The sequence below is a fragment of the Flexivirga lutea genome, assembly GCF_054778955.1.
This window is the reverse complement of record NZ_BAAGZB010000002.1, coordinates 277,015-297,389: the sequence shown is the minus strand read 5'-3', so window position 1 is coordinate 297,389 and position 20,375 is coordinate 277,015. Positions and strand designations below refer to the sequence as shown.

The window sequence follows — 20,375 nt, the reverse complement described above, 5'->3', positions numbered from 1 at the left end:
GACAATGACCGCCGACGCCGCGCAGACGGTTGCCACGGGCAGCCTGCCGATCGCCGTACTGCTGGCGCTCGTCGCAGGTGTGGTGTCGTTCGCGTCGCCGTGCGTATTGCCGCTGGTGCCAGGCTTCCTCGGCTATGTGACCGGACTGACCGACGAGCGGCGCAGGACCCGCCTGGTCACCGGTGCGTTCCTCTTCGTGCTCGGCTTCTCGGTCGTGCTGGTGAGCGTCGCGGCGGCATACAGCTGGGTGGTCAACCTGCGATACCTGCACCAGGACGCGATGATCCGGGTCAGCGGCGTGATCGTGATCCTGCTGGCGCTGGTCTACCTCGGCTTCATCGGGCAGCGCGGCATCCCGGTGCGCTGGAAGCCGTCCGCCGGGCTGCTGGGCGCACCCTTGCTCGGCGCCGTGTTCGGCCTGAGCGCCAGCCCCTGCGTGGGCCCGGTGTATGGCGCGATCCTCAACCTCGCCAACCCGATCGGGCGCTCCGGAGCCTCGCGTGGCGTGACGCTGGCGGCGTTCTACTGCCTCGGGCTCGGCATCCCCTTCCTGCTCATCGCGGCCGGCTGGTCGCGCGCTGAGTCCTGGTCGCGCTGGCTGCGTGACCACCACCGGCCGATCCAACTGGTCGGTGGCACCCTCATGCTGGTCGTCGGTCTGATCATGGTGTCGGGGCAGTGGTTGCACCTGATCTCCTGGGTACAGGTCCGGCTCACCGGCTCCGACACGTTCGTACCGGTGATCTGATTGACCGACCTCAAGACCACGTCCCGCTCCGGCCGCAAGCAGCCGGTCCTGGCGCCGAAGATCGGCTTCGTGGGCATGCTGCGCTGGCTGTGGCGTCAGCTGACGTCGATGCGCACGGCGCTCTTCCTGCTGCTGCTGGTCGCGGTCGCGGCCGTGCCCGGGTCGATCTTCCCCCAGCGCAGCATCGACGCCGGACGCGTGACGACCTACCTGCAGGAGCACCGCACGATCGGGCCCTGGCTGGACAAGCTGAGCATGTTCGACGTCTTCGCCGCACCATGGTTCGCGGCGATCTACATCCTGTTGCTGATCTCGCTGGTCGGCTGCGTGCTGCCCCGCTGCGTCGTGCATGCCAAGGCGCTGCGCTCCCCGCTGCCGCGAGTGCCCAAGCGGCTGACCCGGCTGCCCGCAACGGCCGAGCGGACCGTCGACGCGAGCACCGCCGACCTGGTCGAGGCGGCCCGCCAGACATTGCGCCGCAAGGGATACCGGGTGCGGGTCGACGATGCCGTCGACGGCGAACAGGCGCTGGCCGCAGAGGGTGGCCGGCTCCGGGAGACCGGCAACCTGCTCTTCCACCTGTGCCTGTTGATCCTGGTGCTGGCCGTCGCCGCCGATCACCTGATGGGTTGGCGCGGCGACGTCATCGTGCCGGAGGGCGGCGACTCGTTCGTCAGCGCCGTCGGCAGCTACAACACGCTCGACCTGGGCCCGTGGGTCAACACCGACGACATCAAGCCCTGGACGCTGAAGGTCGACAAGCTGGACGTGACGTTCGAGAAGAACGTCCCCAAGGACTCACCGCAGTTCGGCCAGCCGCGCAATTTCATCGCCTCGGTGACCACCTCCGCGGAGCCGGGCGGCAAGACCACCGACCGCACGCTCGCGGTCAACGACGCGGTGAAGCTGGACGGCACGTCGGTCTACCTGCTCGGCAACGGCTACGCACCGGTGATCACCGTCAAGGACCCGAAGGGCAAGGTGCTCTACCACCAGGCGACACCGTTCCTGCCACAGGACAACGCCTACCGGTCGGTGGGCGCGATCAAGGTGCCGGCCGCCTCGCCGCAGGAACTCGGCTTCTTCGGCTTCTTCCTGCCGACCGCGGCCTTCGACGACACGATGGGCCCGATCTCCACGTATGCCGGCCTCGACAACCCGGCGCTGGTCGTCGGGGCCTACCGCGGCCAGCTGTTCCCCGACGGCACCCCGCAGTCGGTCTACACGCTCAACACCCAGAAGATGACCCAGGTCAAACAGGGCAAGACGCCCTGGCGCGCGGTGGTGCGTCCTGGTCAGACGGTCCGGTTGCCGGACGGCACGACGATCTCGATGAGCAAGAACATCCCGCGATGGGCGGGTCTGTCGGCCCGCTACGACCCGGGCAAGGGCACCGCGCTGGTGTCGGCCCTGCTCGGGCTGCTCGGGCTGATCATGTCCATGACGTTGCGCCGGCGGCGCATCTTCGTCAAGGTCCGCGCGGCCGGCGACGGTGACGGAGGCGACCGGACGAGCGGGCGTAGTCTGATCACGGCCGGTGCACTCGCCAAGGGCGAGGACCCGCGCCTGCAGGTCGCGCTCGACGCACTCCTCGACGGAGTCCAACAACGACTCGGAGTCGACCAACGACCCGGCACAACCCCCACATCCCAGGCAGGAACGGCTCGATGATCAGTTTCACGCCCAGCATCTCCTTCGGCGGTCACGCGACCGACGTGGGATTGTCCGATCTGTCCAACAACTTCCTCTACGCGTCCGGCGTGGTGCTGGTGCTGGCGATGCTGTCGTTCGCGCTGGACCTGGCCGCCTATCCCGCGCGGACGGCGCGCTCCGAGCAGCGGGAGGCCGAGGCCGCCGAGCAGCGGGCGGTGCAGCAGGACGAGGCATCGGCGTCGGCATCGGTCGGCGGCGGCACCGCGGTGCTGGAGCGGACCGCCGGCAGCACGAACGTCATACCGGAGAAGCGTCAGTGGGCCGGCATCGGTATGTCGCTGTCGTGGCTCGGCTGGCTGCTGCTGGGCGCCTGCGTGGTGCTGCGTGCGGCGTCGGTGGGGCGTCCGCCGCTGGGCAACATGTACGAGTTCGCGATCGTCGGTGCGTTCTTCGTGATGAGCGCCTTCCTCGTCTGGAGCCTCAAGCGCGACATCCGCTCGCTCGGCATCTTCGTGGTCGGCCCGACGCTGCTGACCGAGATGCTCGCGGCGCTGGTCTTCTACACCGACGCCAGCGAACTGATGCCCTCCCTGAAGAACTACTGGCTGACCATCCACGTGACCATCGCGATCCTGTCCGTGGCGTTCTTCACCATCGCGTTCTCCACCACGATCCTCTACTTCGTGCAGAAGTGGCGCGAGGACATCCACGACACCAAGTACACGTTCATGGACGCCGTGCCGGGCTCGGCCGCCATGGACCGCACGACCTACGGGCTGCTGATCATCGCCTTCCCGCTGTGGACCTTCACCCTCATCGCCGGCGCGATCTGGGCGCAGAAGGCGTGGGGTCACTACTGGAGTTGGGACCCCAAGGAGGTCTGGACACTGGTGATCTGGGTCGTCTACGCGGCATACCTGCACGCCCGCGCGACGGCGGGGTGGAGTGGCAAGAAGGCCGCCTACCTGGCGTTGGCCGGCTTCGGCTGTGTGCTGTTCAACTTCTGCGTGGTCAACGTTTTCATCGTCGGCATGCACTCCTACTCGGGTATGTGATGATCCGTTACTCCGTCCTGCGACTGCTCGTCTTCGTGGTCGCGCTGCTCGTTCTGTATGCCGTCGGCTTCCGCAGCTGGGCGCTGTTGCTGCTGTCCGCGCTCGTCTCGCTCGTGGTGTCGTTCTTCGCGCTGCGCCGGCAGCGCGAGCAGTTCGCCGAGCAGGTCCAGCGCAAGGTCTCCGAGCGACAGGAACGCGCCGCGGCATACCGCAGCGCCGAGGACGACGACACCTACGACGAGGAGTGAGCGGAGGCCGGGTCGGCGGCTTCACAGGAAGCGCACAAGTCCTTCCCCGGTGGTGCTTTGACCGGCGCGGGAACCTGGGTTCAGTCGAATTTCAGGAGCCGTCATGAACCGTCGAATCGCAGCCGCCACCGCGGCACTCGCCGTCGTCGCGCTGGCACCCGCCGGTGCGGTCGTCGCCGACCAGATGCTCGCCGACCACGTCACCGTGTCCGGGGCAGCACCGTCGGTGACGATCCCCACGTCGCCTTCCACGGGCAGTTCCGGCACCGGCGGATCGTCCGGTGACAACTCGGGCGGCTCCGGCAGCAGCTCCGGCAACGGCAGTGCACCGGACGGCAACGGGCAGAGCCCGTGGCGCCAGGCAACCAGTGCCCGCACCTCGGGCACGCCGGTGTCGTCCTGGCCGGGGGTGGTCATGATCGACACCGTCGTGCAGGGCGGTGAGGGGGCCGGCTCGGGCATCGTGCTGACCTCCGACGGCGTCGTGCTCACCAACTACCACGTGGTGGATGGCTCGACCGCGATCCGCGTCAAGGTGGCGAACGGGTCGACGTACACGGCCAAGGTGCTCGGTTTCGATCAGACCCACGACGTGGCCCTGATCAAGCTCGAAGGCGCCAGTGGGCTGCAGACCGCGTCGCTGGACACCGGCAAGGCGCTGCTGGGCGAGAAGGTCACCGCGGTCGGCCAGGGCGGCGGCCGGGGCACCCTGTACAAGACCAGCGGCCGCATCACCGACACGAACCAGCAGATCACCGCGTCCGACGGCGGCACCGGTGCCTCCGCCGAGACACTGCACGGTCTGCTGGAGACCAATGCGCAGATCGTGCCGGGCTACTCCGGCGGTCCGTTGCTCAACTCCGGTGGTCAGGTCGTGGGCATGGACACCGCCGCGTCGTCCGGCACGCCGGTGACCGGCTACGCCATACCGACGTCCGCGGCGCTGAAGATCGCGGGCCAGATCGAGAGCGGCACCAAGACGTCGACGGTGCACATCGGCAGCCGGGCTGCGCTCGGGGTGGAGATCAGCACCCGGTCCGCGGCGGCCTACGGGTATGGCGGCAGTGCGACCGGCGCCTCGGTCGTCGGTGTCGCCTCGGGTGGCGCAGCAGCATCGGCCGGCATCACGGCCGGTTCGACGATCACGGCGATCGACGGCAAGCCGGTGGCCGGGCCGACGGCACTCACCGGCGTGCTGGACACGAAGTACCCCGGTGACAAGGTCTCGGTGAGCTGGGTCGACGCGCAGGGCCAGCCGCACACCGCCACGGTCACCCTCGGCACCAGCCCGCAGAACTGAGGCTTCGGCGGGCGGCCGGTGGCCCAACCGGCAACGGTTGTCGGTTCGGGGTCGCCCTCAGGAGCTGAGGAGCAGCCCGATGCCGAAGAGGACGCCGTAGGCCAGGATCGTGACGCCCGTCGTCGCGAGCGGCGGGATCAGGTCGCGACCGGTGGCGCCCTGGTTGACCGTGCGCACCGACCGTGCCGACGGTGCGAGGCCGATCAGCGCGATGATCGCCCACGGGTGCTGCACGGCCGAGACCACGACCGCGACCAGCGCGACCGCGAACATCCCGGTGAACAGCTTGCGGGTGGCGGCGTCACCGATCCGGACCGCCAGGGTGCGCTTGCCGGACACGGTGTCGCCGGGTATGTCGCGCAGATTGTTGACCACCAGGATCGCGCAGGCGATCGCACCGATCCCGACGGCGGCGGCGACGGCACTCAGATCGACCGATCCGGCCTGGGTGTACGTGGTGCCGAGCGTCGCGACCAGCCCGAAGAAGACGAAGACGAAGACCTCGCCGAGTCCCATGTAGCCGTAGGGGTGTTCGCCGCCGGTGTATTTCCAGGCCGCCACGATCGCGAGCGCTCCGGCGACCAGCAGCCACCAGGTGCCGGACAGCGCCACGAGCGCCAGACCGCACACCGCAGCTGCGGCGAAGCAGGCGAACGCGGCCGACTTGACGCTGGCGGGGGTCGCCAGGCCCTGTCCGACCAGCCGCACCGGGCCGACCCGGGCGTCGTCGGTGCCCCGGATGCCATCGGAGTAGTCGTTGGCGAAGTTGACGCCGATCTGCAGCAACAGCGACACCAGCAGGGCGAGCAGCGCGTGTGCCGGGTTGCCGTCACCCAGCGCGTAGGCCGCACCCGTGCCGGCGGCGACCGGTGCGACGGCGACGGGAAGCGTGCGAGGGCGGGATCCGGCGATCCATTCGTTGAGCGTGGCCATGGGTGTGCGTGGTGACTTTCGGGTGAGGGGTGGCCGTCAGTCGGCCTGCTGGTGAGCAGTCAGAGTCTGCCATCCGGGCGCTGCGGCCAGCGCCGTGCGGTCCGGCTTGCCCGGCCCGCGCAACGGGATCTCGTCGACCAGCAGCAGCCGCTTGGGCAGCGCATACGACGGCAGGTGCTCGCGCAGGTGATCGCGGATCTCCTGCAGGGACAACGGCGTCCGAGCTTGTATGGCGAGACCGACGGCTTGCCCCCAGTCGTCGTCGGGCAGGCCGAGCGCGACCGCCTCCAGGACATCGGGATGGGTTGAGGCGGCAGTTTCCACGATGCGTGGTGCGACCTTGACCCCGCCGGTGTTGATCAGGTCGTCGATGCGCCCGATGACCTGGAGTCTGCCCTCGCGCCATACGCCCAGATCGTCGGTGCGGAACGTGCGGGTGCCGTCGGCCAGATGCCCGAACGTCGTGGCGGTCAGGTCCGGTCGCCCCAGGTAACCCGCGGCGATGGTGGTGCCGCACAGCGTGATCCGGCCGTCGTCGGCCAGCTCGACGGTGGTGCCGCTGAGTGGAACGCCGCAGTAGACGCAGCCGCCGGAGGTCTCGCTGGAGCCGTAGGTGGTCAGCACCGTGGCGCCGAGACGCGCAGCGTCGTCGAGCAGGGCCGGGTCGGACGCGGCGCCGCCGAGCAGGATGCCGTCGAACGCGGCGACCGCCGATCGCGCTGCATCGCCACCGTCCAGCAGGCGGCGCAACTGGGTGGGGACGAGGGCGGTGTAACGGCGGTCATGGGCGAGTCGGGTTGCCGCGGCGACGAACTCGGCGACCCCGAAGTACTCCATCGTCACCGGCGTGGTGCCGGCCCGCACACTGCGGATCAGCACCTGGGTGCCGGCGATGTGTTGCGCCGGCATCGGCAGCAGCCACTGCCCGGGACCGCCGAGGCGTTCGTGGGTGGCGTCGGCGCTCGCGGTCAACGCCTGCCGGGTGAGCATCGCGGCCTTGGGAGTGCCTGTCGAGCCGGAGGTGCTGACCACCAGGGCGAGATCGTCCGGCAGCGCGGCGGAGACGTCGAGGCCGGGGACGCGACCCGCGGCATACGGCGCCAGGGCCGGACCGGTGCCGTCGAGCGCTGCGGCGAGGGCGGTGCGGTAGGCGGTGAGGTCACCGACGGCGAACGGTTGCAGATCCGGCACCCGCCCAGCGTAGGTCCCTGGACCACCGCTCTATCGTGAGCGTCGGACGACGCGGTGACCGGCCGCGGCGCCGCGTGAGCAGTCGACGAAGGAGAAGTGCGATGACCCGTCCGATCGCAGTCGTGACCGGAGCCAGCAGCGGCATCGGCCGCGCGACCGCGCGCACATTGGCGACCGAGGGCTTCGAGGTCGTCTGCGCCGCGCGCCGCAGCGACCGGATCGAAGCGCTCGCGGCCGAGATCGACGGTCGCGCGGTCACCTGTGACGTGACGAAGTCCGAGGATGTCGCGGCACTCGCCGAGGCGGCGGGCGAGCGGATCGCGGTGCTGGTGGCCAACGCCGGCGGCGCGCTCGGGACCGATCACATCGCGGACGCCGACTTCGAGGACTGGCGGATCATGTTCGAGACCAACGTGATCGGCTCCGCCGCGACGATCCAGGCCTGCCTGCCGGCCCTGTGCGCCGGGCGCGGCGTGATCGTCACCGTCGGCTCCACCGCGGGGCTGGTGTCTTATGAGGGCGCCGCCGGCTACTGCGGTGCCAAGGCCGCCGAACACGCGATGATGATGTCGTTGCGGCTGGAACTGGTCGAGCAACCGGTGCGGGTCTGCGAGGTCCTGCCCGGCCTGGTCGAGTCCGACGAGTTCTCCCTGGTCCGTTTCCGCGGCGACACCGACAAGGCTGCCAAGGTGTATGCCGGAGTGCGCAATCCCTTGACCCAGGAAGACGTGGCGAGCTGCATCGCCTTCGCCGCGACCTGCCCCGAACACGTGAACATCGACCAGCTGGTCGTCCGCCCACGCGTGCAGGCCGCAGCACACAAGCTGCTCCGCGAGGACGCCTGACTCCGCGCGATCATGCCCGCCTCCCGTCCCGCGGCGGAGAAGTCGATACTGTCGTTACTTTCTCGCGGGAAATGGCCGTTTGGGGCGCGTGGGTGGCGACTGTCGTTACTTTCTCGCCGCGCCACGACACGGGGCCTGCGTGACCGGTGGCTTCGTCGGCCCGGCATAGTGGAGCACGTGCAGACTGACGAGGTCCTGACCCTGCTGCAAGACGTCGCCGCGACGGTGATCGAGCCGCGCTTCCGGGCTCTCGCCGACGCCGAGGTGATGGAGAAGGAGCCCGGCGACCTGGTCACGGTGGCCGACCGGGAGGCCGAGGTGGAGATCACCAAGGCGCTGCGCGCGGCATACCCCGACGCGCTGATGGTGGGGGAGGAAGCTGTCTCCGCCGACGCCAGCGCACTGAGCGCCGCCGCTGACGCGGACCACTGGTTCACGATCGACCCGGTCGACGGCACCCGCAATTTCGTGCACGGTTCGCAGGACTACGCGGTGATGGTGGCCGAGCTGCGTGGCCGCGCCGTCGTCCGCAGCTGGATCTGGCAGCCCGAGCACCGGCTGGCGTATGTCGCCGAACGCGGTGCCGGCGCCTGGTGCGGCGCCCGGCGGCTGGAGGTGCCGTCCCGCGACGGGCAGAACCCGCGCGGCCGCACGTCACGCCGGTCACTGGTCGGCACTGCGCTCGCGGATCTCGCACCATTGGAGCTGACCTGGGCGAGCTGCGGCATCGATTACCCCAAGCTCGCCGAAAATGCCTGTGATTACGTGCTTTACAACTCCGTGATGCCCTGGGACCACGCCCCTGGTTCGCTGCTGGTCGCCGAGGCCGGGGGTGTCACGACGTATCACGACGGGGCGCCATACGATCCGACCAGCACGCGGTCGCCGCTGGTCGCCGCGGGCAGCGCCGACATCGCGACGACGGTGCGTGCGGCCCTGGAAGGCACGCACGTCTGACGCACGCGACGGCGCTGCGGCGCTGGTTCAACCAGCGGCCGCGGCCGTCTCCGCCGCGTCCTCGGTGACGAGCGTGTAGCTGCTCATGCCACGGCTGGTGGCGACGATCCCCGCGACGGCCAGGATCGACGTGAGCCCGCCGAGTGACATCGCCGGACCGGCGCCTATGGCGTTGCCGACGACGCCCGCCCGGAAGTTGCCCAGGTTCGGGCCGCCGATGCCGACGAACTGCTCCAGCGCACTGAGCCGGCCACGGAAGCGGTCGGGGGGCGCCGACTGCACGAGTGTCGTCCGGCTGGTGACCGCCCACGTGTCCGCGGCACCGGCGACGGCGAGCATCCCCAGCGTGAGCAGCAGCAGCTGAGAACCGCCCGCGATGATGAGCGCGGCGCCCCACACGGTCGAGCAGGTGACCATCACCAGGCCCGGACGTGCGCGTTGGGTGATCACCCCGCTCAGCGCGGACGCGGTCACTCCGCCGACGGCCACCGTGGTGGTGAACCAGGCGAGCGTCTGAGCGCTGCCGTCGAAGTTGTCGTGGTTGACCGCCGGGAAGAGCGCGAACGGCATGGCCAGCACGGTCGCCCCGAGGTCGCACAGCAGTGCACCGCGAACGACGGGTTGGCTTGCGGCGAAACGGAACCCGGCTGAGGCGGCACGGAGTCCCCGATCGGCCGTCGCATCCTCCGGCGGGCGGTGCAGGCCGTGCAGGCCGGCGAGCGCGACGACGAACGTCGCCGCGTCGATCACGAAACAGGCGGGGAGGCTGACCCAGGTCGCAACCAGCGCCGCAAGGCCAGGGCCGATGAGCATCGACACCTGGAAGGCCAACGACGTCAAGGCGTATGCCGCCGCCAGCTCGTGCTTCGCGACAACCGAAGGGGTCAGCGCCCGACGCGCCGGACCCGAGAGTGCACCCAGTGCTGCGGCGACCGCGGTGAACATGATGAGTATGCCGACCTGCTCGGCCAGCACCGCCCACGCCATAAGCAGGCTGGTGACGAGCTGGCCAACGGTCGCCCAGCGGGCCAGCGCTGCCCGGTCGACCGCATCGATGAACATCGAGCCGGCCAAGGCGATCACGATCAGCGGGACGCCCGAAGCGAGGCCCAGGAGTCCGACCATGAACGAGGAGCCGGTCAGGTGCCAGACGGCATACATCGCAGCGAAACTGTTGAACTGCCCGCCGATCGCGGACACGGAGCCGCCCAGCCAGAGGTTGCGGAATGCCGGGCTGGTGCGCAGCGGTGTGATGTCGGCGAGGAGTTTCACGAAGGATCGCCGGTGTGCAGGTGGTGCTCCACCGACTCCTCGAGCCGCTCGCGGAAGGGCTTGTCCGCAAGTGCTGCCGCCAAGGCGTCGACCGCCTGCATGATCGGGTGCGGGCTCTGGTCGTCCAGGCCGCGCAGCACCGCTTCAGTCGAGCGCCATTCGGCACGAAGCAGCGGGATGAGCTCTTCGCCCTCCGGTGTCAGCGAGATGACCCGGGTGCGCGCGTCGGTGCCGGGATCGGACCGGACATAGCCGTCTCGGGTCAGGCCGGCGACGGTCTGGCTCATGGCGGAGTGGGAGACCTCGCGGTCGATCGCGAGTTCCTTGACGGTCATCGGACCATTGCGGGACAACGAGATCAGCGGTCCGACCGACCGGCTGCCCACCGCGCGGCCACGGGAGGCGTAGACCGCCTCGATGTCCTGGTCCATCGCATGCAGGAGCTGGAAGAGCGGGCGGTAGTAGCTGCTGTCGAGCAGGTCGGGTTCGGGCATCCGACAAATATAACAGTGCTTATATAAATAAGCCACGCTGATCGAGTAGCGGCCGAGGTACGAGCGTCGTCCTGAGTAGCCCGGAGCTTGCGGAGGGCCTATCGAAGGGGACGCGTATCGAGATCAAGTGCCTTGGCGTGGTCTCGATACGCTCGTGCCTCGCTACTCGACCGACGCGAGGTGGCGGTGACAGGCGGTCACGCGGTCGCGCCACCACTGCTGTCGGTCCTGCGGCGCGCGGTGTCGTTCCAGCAGGTCGGGGTCCGGCGCGGGTCGTCGTACGGCGAGTGAACCGTCTTGCGGGACAAGGGAATCGCGCACCACGTCGCCGGCCATCAGTTCCAGCGTGCCGAGCCCGCAGGCGTGCGGCAGCTCCGGCAGGGCAGCGGCCAGCGCGACGCCAGCAGCGATGCCGACCGAGGAATCGATCGCGCTGGACACCACCGTCGGCAGTCCGGCGTCCGTCGCGATCCGCAGCGCGGCGGCGACACCACCGAGTGGCGCCACCTTCACCACCGCCACGTCCGCCGCTCCCAGACGAGCCACCCGCAGCGGGTCCTCCGCCTTGCGGATCGACTCATCGGCGGCGATGCGCACGTCGATGCCGTTGCGCGCCAACAACTTCCGCAGGTCGACGAGTTCCTCCACGGTGGCACACGGTTGCTCGACATACTCCAGTCCGTATGGCGCGAGCGCCGCGATCGCGGATGCCGCGTCGTCCACCGACCAGCCGCCGTTGGCGTCCACCCGCACGAACGCACCGGCCCCCATGACATCGCGGGCCGCCGCCACGCGGGACACGTCATCGGAGAGCGACTGACCGGACTCGGCGACCTTTACCTTGGCGGTGCGGCAGCCGTCATACCGGGCGAGCACGTCCGCCACCTCGGATGCCTCGACCGCCGGCACGGTCGCGTTGACCGGCACCGAGGAGCGCACTGCCGCCGGCCACGATCCCAAGGCCGCGTCGATGGCGGCGTCGAGCCAGCGGGCGGCCTCCGGGGCGGCATACTCCAGGAAGGGCGAGAACTCGCCCCACCCGGAAGGGCCTGAGAAAAGCGCGATCTCGCGATGCATGACGCCGCGGAAGCGCACCTGCATCGGGATGCTGACGACGTGCATGGTGGCGAGGAGCTCGTCCAGCGGCGGTGTGGCGGTCACGGCATACGACGGTAGTCATACCCTTGACCGGGTGAGTGAGCAGAGCCAGGTCAGCGAGATCTTCGACCAGAGTGCGTGGCAGCCGGTCGAGGGCTTCGACTTCACCGACATCACCTACCACCGGTGCGTGCGGCCCGGCCCGGAGCGGGGCACGGTGCGGATCGCGTTCGATCGTCCGGAGGTGCGCAACGCGTTCCGGCCGCACACCGTCGACGAGCTCTACCGGGCGCTCGATCACGCGCGGATGACGCCGGACGTCGGTGTCGTGCTGCTGACCGGCAACGGCCCGAGCGCCAAGGACGGCGGCTGGGCGTTCTGCTCCGGCGGCGATCAGCGGATCCGTGGCCGCTCGGGGTATCAGTATGCCGAGGGCGAAACCGCCGACACCGTCGACGCCGCACGGGTCAAGGCACAGGGCGGCCGGCTGCACATCCTGGAGGTGCAGCGGCTCATCCGCACGATGCCGAAAGTCGTTGTGGCGGTGGTGAATGGCTGGGCGGCCGGCGGCGGGCACAGTCTGCACGTGGTGTGCGACCTGACGATCGCCAGCCGCGAACACGCCCGCTTCAAGCAGACCGACGCCGACGTCGGGTCGTTCGACGCCGGCTACGGCTCGGCATACCTGGCGAAGATGGTGGGGCAGAAGTTCGCGCGGGAAATCTTCTTCCTCGGTCGCACGTATGACGCCGAGACCATGCAACGGATGGGCGCGGTCAACATCGTGGCCGACCATGCCGCGCTCGAGGACGAGGCATTGCAGGTCGCGGGCGCGATCAACGGCAAGAGCCCGACGGCGCAGCGGATGCTGAAGTTCGCGTTCAACCTGACCGACGACGGGCTGATGGGTCAGCAGGTCTTCGCCGGCGAGGCGACGCGCTTGGCCTACATGACCGACGAGGCGGTCGAGGGCCGCGACTCGTTCCTGGAGAAGCGCGACCCCGACTGGTCGCCGTTCCCCTGGTATTTCTGAGTTCTTCCGGTCGCGCTACTTCGCGGAAGAGCGCGAGTGGGGGCTCTTCTCCTCCACCTGGCGCACAGGTCGCGTCCCCTGACCGAGAGGAGTACCGACCGACCGACAGGAGTACGGATTTCGCTCGATTCCGTACTCCGCTCGGTCATGGGGTACTCCGCTCGGTCATGAGGGCGGGCGGTGGTGGGGGGCCAAGGCGGCGCCGAGGAGGGCGGCCAGCTCCGCGCGCTGTGACTCGCTGAGGTGTCCGAAGAACTTGTCGCCCTGCGCCGCCCGCACGCGTGCGATCCGTCGGCGCAGCGAACGGCCCTCGTCGGTCAGCGCGATCGTCACCGCGCGCCGGTCCGTGGGATCGGGGGACCGGCGCACCAGTCCGCGCTGCTCCAGGCGATCCACCACCTCCGTCGCCGACCGCGGCGCGATGTCCAGCCGGGCGGCGACGTCGCTCAGCCGCGGCGGCTGCGCGCCATACCGCTCGATCACCCCCAGCGCGCGGGACTGGCTGGGCGTCAGCCCGAAGGGTTCGAGCTCGGTGCGGGTCGCCCTGCGCAGCGCGCGCGCGGTGTGCATCACCAGCTGTGACAGCGACTGCTGTGTCGGGTCCGAGGCATCGGGACGCGGCTTGCCCCGCTGCGCTCCTCCACCTGCTACTCGACCGGCGTGGTGTGAATCCTGCATCCGGGAATTGTATGGCGATCGTCGCGGTTACAGCAATGTGAGGTAGCCTCACCAGTAGCTTCGACCGAAAGGCAGGTGCTGCCTGTGACAGCCACCACCACACTTCCCGGCTCGCCGGGCGTCCGCCCGCGCAGTGGCGCGCCAGACGGTCACGAGTCCGGCCACGGCCGCGGCGGACCCCGCCGCAAGAGTGCCGCCGACGTCGCCCAACTCGAGCAACATCCCGTCCCCCTGCGCCGGATCGCGGCGCTGTTCCGGCCGCACCGGCGCCCGCTCGCGATCGTCAGCGCCATCATCGTGCTCAGCTCGCTCATCGGTCTGGTCACTCCGTTCCTGACCAAGCGCCTCATCGACGACGCCATCCCGCACCAGAACGTCCGGTTGCTGCTGATGCTGGTGGGCGGCATGCTCGCCATCACCGTCACCACGCAGGCCCTCGGCGTCGTCCAGACCTGGTTGTCAACGAAGATCGGCCAACAGGTCATGCACGGCCTGCGGACCGACCTGTTCGCCCACCTGCAGCGGCTACCGCTCGGCTTCTTCACCCGCACCCGCGGTGGCGAGGTGCAGTCCCGGCTGACCAACGACGTCAACGCCATGCAGGGCGTCGTCACCAACTCCGCGACCTCGGTCGCCACCAACATCACCACCGCCGTCGGCACCGCGGCCGCCATGGTCGTGCTGTCCTGGCGGCTCTCGCTGCTCAGCCTGCTGGTGCTGCCGCCCGCGATCTGGCTGACCCGCCGCGTCGCTCGGCTGCGCCGCACCATCCAGTCCCGCGCGCAGCGGGCGCTCGCCGACATGCAGACCCAGATCGAGGAGTCGCTGTCGATCAGCGGCGTGCTGCTCGCCAAGACCGTCGGTTCCGGACCCGCCCTCTCCCAACGCTTCCGCGAAACCTCGCGCGAACTCACCGAACTCGAGCTCCAATCGCAGATGGCCGGTCGCTGGCGGATGGGCACCATGGCGATCGTGTTCTCCGCCATACCCGCGCTGATCTACCTCGCGGCAGGGCTGCCGGCAACCGGCGGCGGTATGACGATCGGCACGCTCGTCGCGTTCACGGCGCTGCAGTCCGCGCTCTTCCGGCCGATGCTCGGCGTGCTCAACGTCGGCGCCGAGGTCGTCACGTCGATGGCCCTGTTCAGCCGGGTCTTCGAATTCCTCGACGCACCCGTCACCATCGACGACCCCGCACACCCCACAGCCGTCGATCCCGCCACCGCGCGCGGCGAGGTCACCCTGACCGACGTCACGTTCCGGTATGACGGGGCCGACCGCGACGCACTTCACCACATCGAGCTGGAGCTGCCCGCCGGCAAACAGGTCGCCCTGGTCGGTGCGACCGGCTCGGGCAAGTCGACCCTCGCCGGGCTCGTCTCCCGACTGCACGATCCGAGCAGCGGCGCGGTCGCGATCGACGGCGTCGACCTGCGGGACATGACTCTGCAGAACGTCTCGGACCTGGTCGGCGTCGTCTCCCAGCAGAGCTACCTGCTGCACACCACCATCCGGGAGAACCTGCGCTACGCGCGGCCGGACGCGACCGACGAACAGATCGAGGCCGCCGCCCGCGCCGCCCAGGTGCATGACCTCATCGAGGCGTTGCCCGACGGTTACGACACCCTGGTCGGCGCTCGCGGGCACCGCTTCTCCGGTGGAGAGCAGCAGCGGATCGCACTGGCCCGCACCATCCTGCGCGATCCGGCCGTGCTGGTGCTCGACGAGGCGACCAGTGCCCTGGACAACACCACCGAACGCGCCGTACAACTCGCGCTGGACGAGGTCAGCCGGGGCCGGACGACACTGACCATCGCGCACCGACTGTCGACGGTCCAGGGCGCCGACCTGATCGTCGTCCTCGACGGCGGACGCATCGCCGAGCGCGGCACCCACGAGGAGCTCCTCGCCCGCGGCGGCCGATACGCCGGCCTGTGGAACGCGCAGGCCGCGGGCTCCGTCGGTGCTGAGGCGGCCGACCGGGTGGACGCGGCCGACGGCCACATGGTCTGATCACCGCACCGTCACCGCAGTCGCTCGGAGTCCCGTCATGAATCTGCCCGCTCGCCGCGGCATAGCCCTGACCGTCATCGGTCCGATCCTGATGCTGATCTTCGCTCCGGCAGCGCTCGGGATCGTGGTCTGGCGTGGAGTGGTCGCGTCCAACGACAGGCTGGATGCCCATCCCTGGGTGCAGGTCGGTCAGTCGGTGCAGATCGGCGGCGGCCAACCGCAGTCGATCGTCGTCTCCGATGTCGGCGTTGCACCGGCGATGGACTGCTCCGTCGCCGGGCCGACCGGGCCGGTCGACGTCCACCCCGTCCCGTACGACGATGGCGGGATAGGCGCCAGCTCCTACCTGGAAATCGCGTACTTCGACCCGGACGCATCGGGCGCTTACCAGGTCGACTGCGGCGTCGGCCCGGTCAAGGTGATATCGACCCAGGTGTTGGTCGGCGCTGACGACGCCTTCGGCGTGCCATTGGTCCTCGGCTTATGCGTTGCGGGTGTGTTCTTCGTCGTGGGCGGGACGTTGCTGATCGTCGGCATCGTCAAGCTGGTTCGTTCGTCCCAGGAGCGGCAGCGGGCGCTGCTCGCCCGGGCAGGGTATGGCTACGGCCCGTACCAGGGGCCGTACCAGGGGCCAACGTACGGTGTCCCGCCGTTGGCGCCATACCAGAATGGTCGCCGGGAGCAGCTGCCCGCAATGGGTGACCCGAAGGATCCCTTCGCCCCGCCGACGGAGAGGACGCCATGAACGTGCCGAAGCGCAGAGGTCTCGCGCTGACCATCATCGGCGCGGTGCTGATGCTCGTGATCGCGCCCACCGCAGCCGGCATCGGCATCTGGAAGGGCGTCTCGCGTGGCATGAGCGTCGTGAGCGACACGCGCTGGGTCGCGCCCGGCGGCACCGTGCAGGTGATCGGTGCCGAGGACCAGACGATCCTGGTCGAGGGTCGCTACGACTCGACGTCACCACTGCCGACCTGCCGGGTCACCGGCCCGGACGGCCGACCGATCAACGTCGACCAGGGCAACGCGCGGTTGTCGATGGACTGGGGAGGCACGGCATACACCCGGGCGGGCACCTTCCACAGCTCCGGCACCGGTGACTACACGATCGACTGCACCGGGCTGCGCACCAAGGTGCTCACCTCCCAGGTCGCCAACGACGTCGCCCGGCGGGTGCTCGTGCCGCTCGGCATCGGTCTCGGCATCGGGGTGATCGCGTTCCTGGCCGGGGTGGTGCTGCTCGTGGTCGGCATCGTCAAGCTGGTCCGGTCCGGTCAGGAGCGGGCCCACGCGCGGGCCGCAGCGGCCGGCTGGCCGGGTCAGCACGGGCCGGGAGCCCCGCCGTACGGCCCGCCGCCGGGGTATGGCGCGCCGCAGCCGCCATACCGTCCGGACGACCCCGAGGACCCCTACCGGCGCTGACCGGCCTATCGTTCCCGACGTGTATGACGCTGGGCGCCTCGTCGTCGGATTCGACCTCGACATGACACTGGTGGACTCCCGCCAGGGGATCGTCGACTGCATGCAACGCGTGCTGGAGGCGCGCGGCGTCACCGCGACCGAGGACGAGCTGTGGCCGCTGATCGGCGCACCGTTGCTGGACAACCTGGCGCTGTTCCTGCCCGACGACCAGGTGCACGGCGCGGCCGCGGACTACCGGGCGGCATACCTGCTGCACGCGATCGAAGTGACCGTGCTGCTGCCCGGGGCGCGCGACCTGGTCGACGCCATCCACGAGGCCGGGGGCACCGTGCTGGTGGTGAGCGCCAAGAACCCGACCGCGGTCCAGGCGGTGCTGACGCACGTCGGCATCGTCCCGGACGTGGTCGTCGGTGACCTCTTCGCCCACGACAAGGCGGGTCCGCTGCGCGAGCACGGGGCCACGGCATACGTCGGCGACCATCGCGGTGACATGCAGGCCGCGCGGGCGGCGGGCGTGCGTGGGATCGGCGTCGCGACGGGGCCGATCGACCCCGACGGGCTGCGGGAAGCCGGCGCCGACATCGTCGTCGACGAACTGGCCGAACTCATCCCTCGACTGGACGAGCTGAGCGCCGGCGCGACCGCCGCGCACTGACCTGGTCCACGGGTCAAACGATTCGATCGAATCGGCGCCGACGGGTTAATCTTGCGCCGCAAGCATCGCGTGACGCATGCGTCGCCGGCGCTTCCCGACCAGCAACCCCGCAACCATCAAGTAGGTGTCACGTGCCTTCCGGCAAGGTCAAGTTCTTCGACTCGGACAAGGGCTTCGGGTTCGTCTCCGGCGACGACGGGCAGGACGTCTTCCTGCCGGCCAGTGCGCTGCCGGCCGGTGTGACGTCGGTCAAGAGCGGCACCCGCATCGACTACTCGGTCGCGGAGGGGCGCCGCGGCGCGCAAGCGCTCAGTGTGACGCTGCGTGACACATCCCCGTCGCTGGCCGCGCGGCACCGCAAGCCGGCCGACGACATGGCCGTCATCGTCGAGGACCTGATCAAGCTGCTGGACGACCTGGGCAACGGCCTGCGCCGCGGCCGCTACCCCGACAAGCGCCACGCCGACAAGGTCGTCACCGTGCTGCGCGCCGTCGCCGACGATCTCGAGGCCTGAGCGATGCCGACCGACAAGCCGACCAAGAAGGCGACCAGCAAGAAGGACGCCAAGCCCAAGGCCGACAAGGTGCTGCTGGCGGCGACCGACCTCGCCCACCAGGCGGCCGTCGACATCGCCGAACCGGGCACGGTCGGTGAGCACGTCGGAGCCGTCATGCTCGGTGACCGGCTGGCCATGCACTACTTCGAATGCACGTCGCCGGGCTATGTCGGGTGGCATTGGGCGATCTCGGTGGCCCGGTCGCCGCGGCAGAAGTACGCGACCGTGTGCGAGACCAACCTGCTGCCGACCGATGCGGCCGTGCTGTCCCCGGACTGGGTGCCCTACGTCGAGCGGCTCGCACCCGGCGACATCGGCGCCGGCGACGAACGGCCCTATGTCGAGGACGACCCCTACCTCGAGCCCGGCTTCGAGGCCACCGGCGAGGAGGACGTCGACCAGGTCGGCCTCTTCGAGCTCGGTCTCGGCCGCCCGCGGGTGCTGTCCGCCGAGGGCCGGGACGCCGCGGCGCAGCGATGGTACGACGGCGACGGTGGGCCGCACTCCGACGTCGCACAGCAGGCCAAGGCGCACTGCTCCACCTGCGGTTTCTTCGTGCCGATGCCGGGTGCGCTGCGTCAGGTCTTCGGCGTCTGCGCCGGCGAGTGGTCCCCGTCCGACGGCAAGGTCGTGTCGCTGGACCATGGGTGCGGCGCACACAGCGAGACGCATGCCCCGGCGACAGCGCCGGAGACGGTTGACGCCCCGGTCCTCGACGAGTTGGCGCTCGACTTCTCCTGAGCTGGGCGCTTTTCCGGCTTCCGGCTTCCGGCGGTCCTGGGAGTATGCCGATCGCGTGGAATGGGCCGCGCTTGGCATGGTGGCGATTCCGGCGTCTCTGGGAGTATGCCGATCGCGTGGAATAGGCCGCGCTTGGCATGGTGGCGATTCCGGCGTCTCTGGGAGTATGCCGATCGCGTGGAACAGGCCGCGCTTGGCATAGCGGCGATTCCGGCGTGGTCCGGACTATGCCGATCGCGTGGAATAGGCCGCGCTTGGCATGGTGGCGATTCCAGCACTGCGAGTATGCCGATCGCGTGACCGGCAGCCGCGCGCGATCGGCATACTCGCCGCTGCGTCTCCCGGTTGTCCACAGGCCCGCTGCAGACATTCCCTGCAGGGGCCAGGATCGTGCGGATGACAGAGCAGTCCACTGTGGCCAAGCACCTCGTGGTCGGTCGGCCCAAGCTGTATGGCGCCGACCGGCGTCCCATCGCCCGCGATCTCGCCGCCGAGCATGACGGCGTCGTCCACCGCCTTATCCTCGCCCAGCACGGGATCGACCGGCATAGCATCCGGACCGAGATCGACGCCGGCCGATGGTTCCGGGCGGGCCGTCATACGGTGGCGATCGGATCACCCGAGTTGAGCGCCATCGCGAAGCGGTGGCAGGCGGTCTGGGAGAGCGGTTCCGGTGCTCGGCTGGACGGCTCGAGCTCCTTGGTTGCCAGCGGTATGACAGGGTTCACTCCGCCAGTGATCGACGTGTCGCTCCCCGCACGCAACCGGCACCACGTCGTGGAAGGGGTGCGACTCCACCGGCCGCAGCATCCCTCCGCGGTAGTCGGTGCCGGCATACCTCGGGTGTCGACCGAAGTCGGAACGCTGCACGCCGCCGCGTGGGCCGTCAGCGACCGGCAGGCCGCGCTGTTGATCTGTCTGCCTGTGCAGCAGCGCATGACGACGGCCGCACGGCTCGGCCTGGCCTGGCGCGGAGTGACCCGGTCGCCGCGCCGTGCCTTCCTCGACGCGGTGATCGCCGATGTGACCGACGGCGCGCACTCCTTGGGCGAACTCGACTTCACCCGGATGGCGCACGAGGTCGGTTTGCCCGCTCCGACGCGTCAAGCGGTGCACACCGGTCCGAACGGACGGGTCTACCTCGACGTGCGCTGGGACGAGGTCGGTCTCGTGGTCGAGATCGACGGCGGTCATCACGCGCTGGCGCTCCACCCCATCGACGATGCGCTCCGGCAGAACGAGCGAGTACTGGCAGGTGACAAGATGCTCCGCATCCCGGTCATCGGCCTACGGCTGACACCGAGGGAGTTCCTCATCCAGGTGCGTCGGTTGTATGACGCCCTCTTCGCCGCCCGCAGCTGATCGACCGATCCCACGAGTATGCCGATCGCGTGGAATCAACCGCGCTTGGCATACTGCGGAATGCGACCGATCCCAGGGTTATGCCGATCGCGTGGAATCAACCGCGCTTGGCATACTGCG

21 protein-coding genes are annotated in these 20,375 nt (G+C 69.6%); 15 read left to right on the top strand and 6 right to left on the bottom strand.

Annotation, left to right across the window (positions count from 1 at the left end; genetic code table 11):
* The first annotated feature begins 4 nt into the window (after positions 1-4).
* The 5 genes from ACYVBN_RS07810 (at position 5) to ACYVBN_RS07790 (ending at position 5,004) form a co-directional block, all read left to right on the top strand.
* Positions 5-748, top strand: a complete 744-nt coding sequence (locus ACYVBN_RS07810; protein WP_440283879.1) for a cytochrome c biogenesis CcdA family protein — start codon at positions 5-7, stop codon at positions 746-748.
* Positions 749-2,419: a cytochrome c biogenesis protein ResB gene (resB, locus tag ACYVBN_RS07805; RefSeq protein ID WP_440283878.1), complete on the top strand. Its 1,671-nt coding sequence runs from the start codon at positions 749-751 to the stop codon at positions 2,417-2,419.
* Entirely contained in the window at positions 2,416-3,456 is a 1,041-nt protein-coding gene (ccsB, locus tag ACYVBN_RS07800) for a cytochrome C assembly family protein (protein ID WP_460600021.1), read from the top strand. The genes resB and ccsB overlap by 4 nt, the downstream gene beginning before the upstream one ends.
* Positions 3,456-3,704 (top strand): DUF4229 domain-containing protein, encoded by a 249-nt coding sequence (locus ACYVBN_RS07795; protein ID WP_440283876.1) that lies wholly within the window; start codon positions 3,456-3,458, stop codon positions 3,702-3,704. The genes ccsB and ACYVBN_RS07795 overlap by 1 nt, the downstream gene beginning before the upstream one ends.
* 103 nt (positions 3,705-3,807) lie before the next feature.
* Positions 3,808-5,004, top strand: a complete 1,197-nt coding sequence (locus ACYVBN_RS07790) for a S1C family serine protease (protein WP_440283875.1) — start codon at positions 3,808-3,810, stop codon at positions 5,002-5,004.
* Between the two features lie 57 nt (positions 5,005-5,061).
* Here ACYVBN_RS07790 and ACYVBN_RS07785 read toward each other — a convergent pair whose 3' ends face one another.
* Entirely contained in the window at positions 5,062-5,937 is an 876-nt protein-coding gene (locus tag ACYVBN_RS07785) for a prenyltransferase (protein ID WP_460600020.1), read from the bottom strand.
* Between the two features lie 36 nt (positions 5,938-5,973).
* The gene (gene menE, locus ACYVBN_RS07780; RefSeq protein ID WP_460600019.1) at positions 5,974-7,128 is read right to left on the bottom strand and encodes an o-succinylbenzoate--CoA ligase; all 1,155 of its coding nucleotides are present in this window, start codon (positions 7,126-7,128) and stop codon (positions 5,974-5,976) included.
* A gap of 101 nt (positions 7,129-7,229) precedes the next feature.
* Between menE and ACYVBN_RS07775 the strand changes: the two genes are divergently transcribed.
* Positions 7,230-7,973, top strand: a complete 744-nt coding sequence (locus ACYVBN_RS07775) for a Rossmann-fold NAD(P)-binding domain-containing protein (RefSeq protein WP_460600018.1) — start codon at positions 7,230-7,232, stop codon at positions 7,971-7,973.
* A 177-nt stretch (positions 7,974-8,150) separates the two neighbouring features.
* Positions 8,151-8,930, top strand: a complete 780-nt coding sequence (locus tag ACYVBN_RS07770) for an inositol monophosphatase family protein (protein WP_460600017.1) — start codon at positions 8,151-8,153, stop codon at positions 8,928-8,930.
* Between the two features lie 27 nt (positions 8,931-8,957).
* Here the strand turns inward: ACYVBN_RS07770 and ACYVBN_RS07765 are convergent, their stop codons facing one another.
* The 3 genes from ACYVBN_RS07765 to ACYVBN_RS07755 all read right to left on the bottom strand — a co-directional run bounded on the left by ACYVBN_RS07765 (position 8,958) and on the right by ACYVBN_RS07755 (position 11,857).
* On the bottom strand, positions 8,958-10,202 hold the full coding sequence (locus tag ACYVBN_RS07765; RefSeq protein WP_460600016.1) for an MFS transporter: 1,245 nt from the start codon (positions 10,200-10,202) through the stop codon (positions 8,958-8,960).
* A complete protein-coding gene (locus tag ACYVBN_RS07760; RefSeq protein ID WP_460600015.1) occupies positions 10,199-10,696 on the bottom strand; it encodes a MarR family winged helix-turn-helix transcriptional regulator in 498 nt (165 codons plus the stop codon). Before ACYVBN_RS07760 ends, ACYVBN_RS07765 begins: the two co-directional genes overlap by 4 nt.
* Before the next feature lie 162 nt (positions 10,697-10,858).
* Positions 10,859-11,857, bottom strand: coding sequence for an o-succinylbenzoate synthase (locus ACYVBN_RS07755; protein ID WP_460600014.1), 999 nt, complete (start codon positions 11,855-11,857; stop codon positions 10,859-10,861).
* Between the two features lie 31 nt (positions 11,858-11,888).
* On the opposite strand from ACYVBN_RS07755, the gene ACYVBN_RS07750 reads away from it, so the two are divergent.
* Positions 11,889-12,827, top strand: coding sequence for a 1,4-dihydroxy-2-naphthoyl-CoA synthase (locus ACYVBN_RS07750; protein WP_460600013.1), 939 nt, complete (start codon positions 11,889-11,891; stop codon positions 12,825-12,827).
* A 165-nt stretch (positions 12,828-12,992) separates the two neighbouring features.
* On the opposite strand, the gene ACYVBN_RS07745 is transcribed toward ACYVBN_RS07750, so the two are convergent.
* Positions 12,993-13,505 carry a MarR family winged helix-turn-helix transcriptional regulator gene (locus ACYVBN_RS07745; protein WP_460600012.1) on the bottom strand — a complete coding sequence of 171 codons (513 nt, stop codon included), beginning with the start codon at positions 13,503-13,505 and terminating at the stop codon, positions 12,993-12,995.
* Positions 13,506-13,589: 84 nt separating this feature from the next.
* On the opposite strand from ACYVBN_RS07745, the gene ACYVBN_RS07740 reads away from it, so the two are divergent.
* The 7 genes from ACYVBN_RS07740 to ACYVBN_RS07710 all read left to right on the top strand — a co-directional run bounded on the left by ACYVBN_RS07740 (position 13,590) and on the right by ACYVBN_RS07710 (position 20,255).
* The gene (locus tag ACYVBN_RS07740) at positions 13,590-15,518 is read left to right on the top strand and encodes an ABC transporter ATP-binding protein (protein ID WP_460600011.1); all 1,929 of its coding nucleotides are present in this window, start codon (positions 13,590-13,592) and stop codon (positions 15,516-15,518) included.
* A gap of 37 nt (positions 15,519-15,555) precedes the next feature.
* Positions 15,556-16,263 (top strand): hypothetical protein, encoded by a 708-nt coding sequence (locus ACYVBN_RS07735; protein ID WP_460600010.1) that lies wholly within the window; start codon positions 15,556-15,558, stop codon positions 16,261-16,263.
* Positions 16,260-16,940, top strand: coding sequence for a hypothetical protein (locus tag ACYVBN_RS07730; RefSeq protein ID WP_460600009.1), 681 nt, complete (start codon positions 16,260-16,262; stop codon positions 16,938-16,940). The genes ACYVBN_RS07735 and ACYVBN_RS07730 overlap by 4 nt, the downstream gene beginning before the upstream one ends.
* Positions 16,941-16,959: 19 nt before the next feature.
* Positions 16,960-17,595 (top strand): HAD family hydrolase, encoded by a 636-nt coding sequence (locus ACYVBN_RS07725; protein ID WP_460600008.1) that lies wholly within the window; start codon positions 16,960-16,962, stop codon positions 17,593-17,595.
* Positions 17,596-17,726: 131 nt separating this feature from the next.
* Positions 17,727-18,110, top strand: a complete 384-nt coding sequence (locus ACYVBN_RS07720; RefSeq protein WP_460600007.1) for a cold-shock protein — start codon at positions 17,727-17,729, stop codon at positions 18,108-18,110.
* Positions 18,111-18,113: 3 nt separating this feature from the next.
* A complete protein-coding gene (locus ACYVBN_RS07715) occupies positions 18,114-18,893 on the top strand; it encodes a DUF3027 domain-containing protein (RefSeq protein ID WP_460600006.1) in 780 nt (259 codons plus the stop codon).
* Between the two features lie 396 nt (positions 18,894-19,289).
* Complete coding sequence (locus ACYVBN_RS07710; RefSeq protein ID WP_460600005.1) at positions 19,290-20,255, top strand: hypothetical protein; 966 nt, start codon at positions 19,290-19,292, stop codon at positions 20,253-20,255.
* The last annotated feature ends 120 nt before the right edge of the window (positions 20,256-20,375 follow it).